4 protein-coding genes and 1 pseudogene are annotated in these 4,158 nt (G+C 63.1%); 1 reads left to right on the top strand and 4 read right to left on the bottom strand.

The features are described from left to right. The 4 genes and pseudogenes from HP547_RS19605 to HP547_RS19590 form a co-directional block, all read right to left on the bottom strand. Positions 1-241 (bottom strand): annotated as a pseudogene (locus HP547_RS19605) (multidrug DMT transporter permease); the annotation flags it as partial. A 120-nt stretch (positions 242-361) separates the two neighbouring features. Then, positions 362-1,414: a 3-keto-5-aminohexanoate cleavage protein gene (locus HP547_RS19600; protein WP_172228098.1), complete on the bottom strand. Its 1,053-nt coding sequence runs from the start codon at positions 1,412-1,414 to the stop codon at positions 362-364. A 54-nt stretch (positions 1,415-1,468) separates the two neighbouring features. Then, complete coding sequence (locus HP547_RS19595; RefSeq protein ID WP_172287132.1) at positions 1,469-2,317, bottom strand: TauD/TfdA family dioxygenase; 849 nt, start codon at positions 2,315-2,317, stop codon at positions 1,469-1,471. A gap of 13 nt (positions 2,318-2,330) precedes the next feature. Further along, a complete protein-coding gene (locus tag HP547_RS19590) occupies positions 2,331-3,311 on the bottom strand; it encodes a quinone oxidoreductase (protein ID WP_172220373.1) in 981 nt (326 codons plus the stop codon). 453 nt (positions 3,312-3,764) lie between these two features. Between HP547_RS19590 and HP547_RS19585 the strand changes: the two genes are divergently transcribed. After that, positions 3,765-3,971 (top strand): hypothetical protein, encoded by a 207-nt coding sequence (locus tag HP547_RS19585; protein WP_172220370.1) that lies wholly within the window; start codon positions 3,765-3,767, stop codon positions 3,969-3,971. The last annotated feature ends 187 nt before the right edge of the window (positions 3,972-4,158 follow it).

The raw sequence follows: 4,158 nt of genomic DNA, 5'->3' as shown, positions 1-4,158 counted from the left end.
GCGGGAAGGTCAAGAGGCCGACCATCAGCGCAACAATGCCGCTGAGCAGGCCGAGCTGGCCGTCGGTCAGCGCCCATTCGGCTTTGAGCAGCGGGAACACCGCGTTGAGTACCTGACGCGACATGTAGTCGGAGATCAACAGGCCGAAGGTCAGCGCGAACACCACCCAGGCATAACGCCGGGGCACGCTGTGGGCGGTTTCGGTAGCGCAATCTTCGGCACTGGCGAGGTAGGTGGCCATGTTGCCTCCTTGGGAGTGGGACTTGAATGTCGCTTTTGTTGTTATGGGTAACAGCCAGAACTGATGTTGCGCTTGGGGCTTCTTCGCGGGCGTGCCCGCGAAGCGCCAGGGCGTGCTTCGTCAGGTACGCTGCGGCACGCCTTTCTCACCGGGCTGGCGGTTGGGTGCCATGCCGTTGCGTTCGAGGGTCTGCTCGACGCTGTGGTACTGCTGCCCGATACGGTAAATGGCGCGGGCCTCTTTGCCGTTGGCAATCTCACGGCCCAGTTCGTGGGCCACGCGCACGGTCTGCTGGATCTGCTGCACCGAGGTGAAGCGCTTGCCGTGTTGGTCGATGATGGTGTCTTCGTTGCCGCAGCGCGGGTGCAAGCCCATGGCCAAGGCCATGGTGTTGAACGGCAGGACGTTCTTCAGCAGCGATTCGGCAGTCAGGGTGCAGCCGTCTGGCGCACGGTGGATGAAGTTGAAGAAGTTGAACGGGTTGGGGCCATCGAAGCCGCCGCCAATACCGATCCAGGTCAGGTTCAGCGGGCCCATGTAGTCGCCGCGACGGACGATGCGCTCAAGCGTTTCCAGGGCATGCATGCCGGTCAGCTGAAAGTGCGGCTGGATGTTGCTGGCCTGCAGGCGGCGCAAATGCTCGCGGACCCAGGCCGGGCCGGCCGGTACGGTCATCTCGCTGTAGGCGGCGTGGATCGCCGGGCTGGCCAGCGAGGTGCCTTCGAGGTACTGCGGGTACAGCAACTCCATGATGTTCATCTGCGTGGTGTTGATGGCCACGGTCACCTGATCGGGCCGCGGCGTCAGTTCGGCGAGCATGTGCCGGGTGTCGTCCGACAGCCATTTGGCGGCCTCGCCTTCGCCTTCCGGGGCGAAGGAAATCGAGCCGCCGACCTGGATGATCATGTCCGGCACCGCTTCGCGCACCCCGGCGATCAGCTCATTGAATTTGGACAGCCGTTTGGAGCCTTTGCCATCCAGCTCACGCACGTGCAAGTGCAGCACGGTAGCGCCTGCCTCGAAGCAGTCGACGGCCTTCTGCACCTGCTCGTCCATGGTCAGCGGAATGTCTTCAGGGAAATCTTCGGGCATCCACTCCGGGCCATAGGGGGCCACGGTGATTACCACCTTTTCCATGTTTTCCGGGTGCAACGAATCGTCGAAGAATTGCATGCTGTAGTCCTCGCTATTGTTATTGTGCGGTTGCCGCCAATGGCGGCAGCAGGCTTAAAACGTGGGGCTGCCCTGGATGCCGGCGCGCTCCATCTTGCGGTGGCACGGCGGGTAGTCCATGACCGCGTAGTGCTGGGTACTGCGGTTGTCCCAGATGGCTACGCTGTTGGGCTTCCAGCGCCAGCGCACCTGGTACTCGGGCAGGTAAGCCTGGCTGATCAGGTAGCGCAGCAGGTCGCTGGCGCCGGGGTTGGCATCCTGGCCAAAGCGCACCCGCTGCGGGGTGTGGTAGTTGCTGAAATGGGTGGTGAAGGCGTTGACGAACAGCACCTGCTCACCGGTATCCGGGTGGGTGCGTACTACCGGGTGCTCGGCATCCGGAAACTGCGCCCTGAGCGCCAGGCGCTTTTCCATCGGCATGGCGGCGCCGAAGCTGGCTTCGATGCTGTGGCGGGCCCGCAGGCCTTCGATCCTGGCTTTCACATCGGCGGGCAGGTTGGCAAAGGCCAGGACCATGTTCGCCCACAAGGTGTCGCCACCCACCGGTGGGCATTCGATACAGCGAAGAACGCAGCCCATGGGCGGTGAATCGCGCCAGGTGGCGTCGGTATGCCAGGCATTTTCATAGCGGTCGCTGGGCTGATCCGGGCGCTTGTAGATCCGCACCAGGCCCGGGTGTTCAGGGTCGCTGCCGGCAACCGGGTGATCCTCCAGTTCGCCGAAGCGACGGGCGAAGGCCACATGCTCGACGCGACTGAAGTGCTGGTCGCGCAGGAACAGCACACGGTGCTGGAGCAACTGCTGGCGTAGCTGGGCGAACAGGTCGTCGTCATGGATCGCGTCGGCCAGGTTGACACCCCTCACCTCGGCCCCGATCGCGCAGGTCAGTTGTTCGATGTGCATGCAGTTGCCCTCTTCAGATGACGAAGATCGACGAGCCGGTGGTCCTGCGGGCTTCAAGGTCGCGGTGCGCCTGAACCGCATCCTGCAAGGCGTAGTGCTGGTTGATTTCGATACGAATGCGGCCGCTGCTGACATGGTCGAACAACTCGCCCGCCAGGTCGGCCTTTTCTGCCGGGTCGGCGATGAAATCGGCCAGGGCCGGCCGGGTCAGCTGCAGCGAGCCCTTGATCGCCAGCAACTGCGGGTCGAACGGCGCGATGCTGCCCGACGCGGTGCCAACGCAGACCATAAGGCCGCGGCGCTTGAGCGAATCCAGCGAGCCGCTGAAGGTGTTCCTGCCGACACTGTCGAACACCACGTTGACCCCTGCCCCATCGGTCAGTTCGCGCACGCGACTGGCCACGTCTTCGAAGCTGTAGTCGATGACGTGGTTGCAACCATGGGCGCGCGCCACCTCGGCCTTGGCCTCGGTAGAGACGGTGCCGATCACGTTCAGCCCCAGCAACCGCGCCCACTGCGCGACGATCAGGCCTACGCCGCCAGCGGCAGCATGCAGCAGTACGCTGTCACCGGGTTTGAAGTCATACAGCCGGCGCAGCAGGTAGGCTGCCGTAAGGCCGCGCATGGTCATGGCGGCGGCCGTCTCGAAGGCGATGGTTTCCGGCAGCTTGATCAGCGCAGCGGCGGGCACCAGGCGCTCGGTGCAGTAGGCACCCAGGGTATTCAGGAACCCGGTGTAGGTCACCCGGTCACCCACCTCGACTTGCGTCACGCCCGCACCCAGCGCCTCGACCACGCCCGAGGCTTCCACGCCAATGCCATTGGGCAGCGGAATCGGGTAGGTGCCGTTGCGGAAGTAGGTATCGGCGTAGTTCAGGCCCACCGCTACCTGGCGCAAGCGCACTTGCCCCGGACCCGGGTCGCCGACCTCGGCGTCCTCGTAGCGCAGTACCTCGGGGCCACCGGTCTGATGGAAACGTACGACTTTGGACATGCTTGTCTCTCCAATCATCGATCTGGACGCCAGGCGTCAGTGCTGGGTGACTGGACTTTATGCCCTTGGCAAGCGGGGTGCTTCGCATCGGACGACAGCGGATTAGCATTTGATGACAGCGGCCGTTATGACCTTGTGATTAGCCGGAACAGAACTGAGCCCTGCAGTGTTTGTACGGGTCCAGATGCTTGAACGCAGCCAATCTGACGAGGTGAACCATGACCATCGAAGCAGAGACTCTCGCTCAACTGACCCAGGCGCTGAGGGCCCAGGGTGCAAGGCGTATCGCCGACCTCACCTTCATCCGCGCGCCCTATCGTTGCGACCACCGTTGGGTGTGCAACGTCGTACGTCGACACGGAACGCGCTGAACCGTCAATTATTGATGAGCCTGCTTGATGCTTATCCATGGCACGACTAATACTTAGGTCTCTGCCTGGGGAGGCACGAAACATGCAACCAAGATTCGTTATCGTTCCGGCTGTGCCCATCGAGAAGGAGTCGTTTCGCGTGGCGGGCCGGTATTACGCCGCTACCGTCTGCGGGGGATTCGACATTTACGACAACCACGCCAAGGAAAGGCTCAAACCCAGCTACTCGAGCAAGACGGACGCGCAGTTGCGCTGTGAGCAGATGAACAAGCGGGGTGATATCGGGTGATGCAGGCCCGGTAGCACTCGGTTCCCTGAGCAAGGTGGACACCACCGCGTTCATGAGCTGCGCCGAGTGGAGCTATACCCAGCACACGGCCCGCCTGCCCAGCATGGGCGGATCGAGCGGCTCGGGTTACTGAGTCAGTCCAGGCATTCCCTTGCAGCCTGGCGCAGCTTGTCGCCCGACAGGAAAC

Origin of the sequence: Pseudomonas sp. CM27 (assembly GCF_013179515.1) — a bacterium.
In the GTDB taxonomy this organism is placed as follows: domain Bacteria; phylum Pseudomonadota; class Gammaproteobacteria; order Pseudomonadales; family Pseudomonadaceae; genus Aquipseudomonas.
This window is presented reverse-complemented; position numbering and strand designations above follow the sequence as displayed.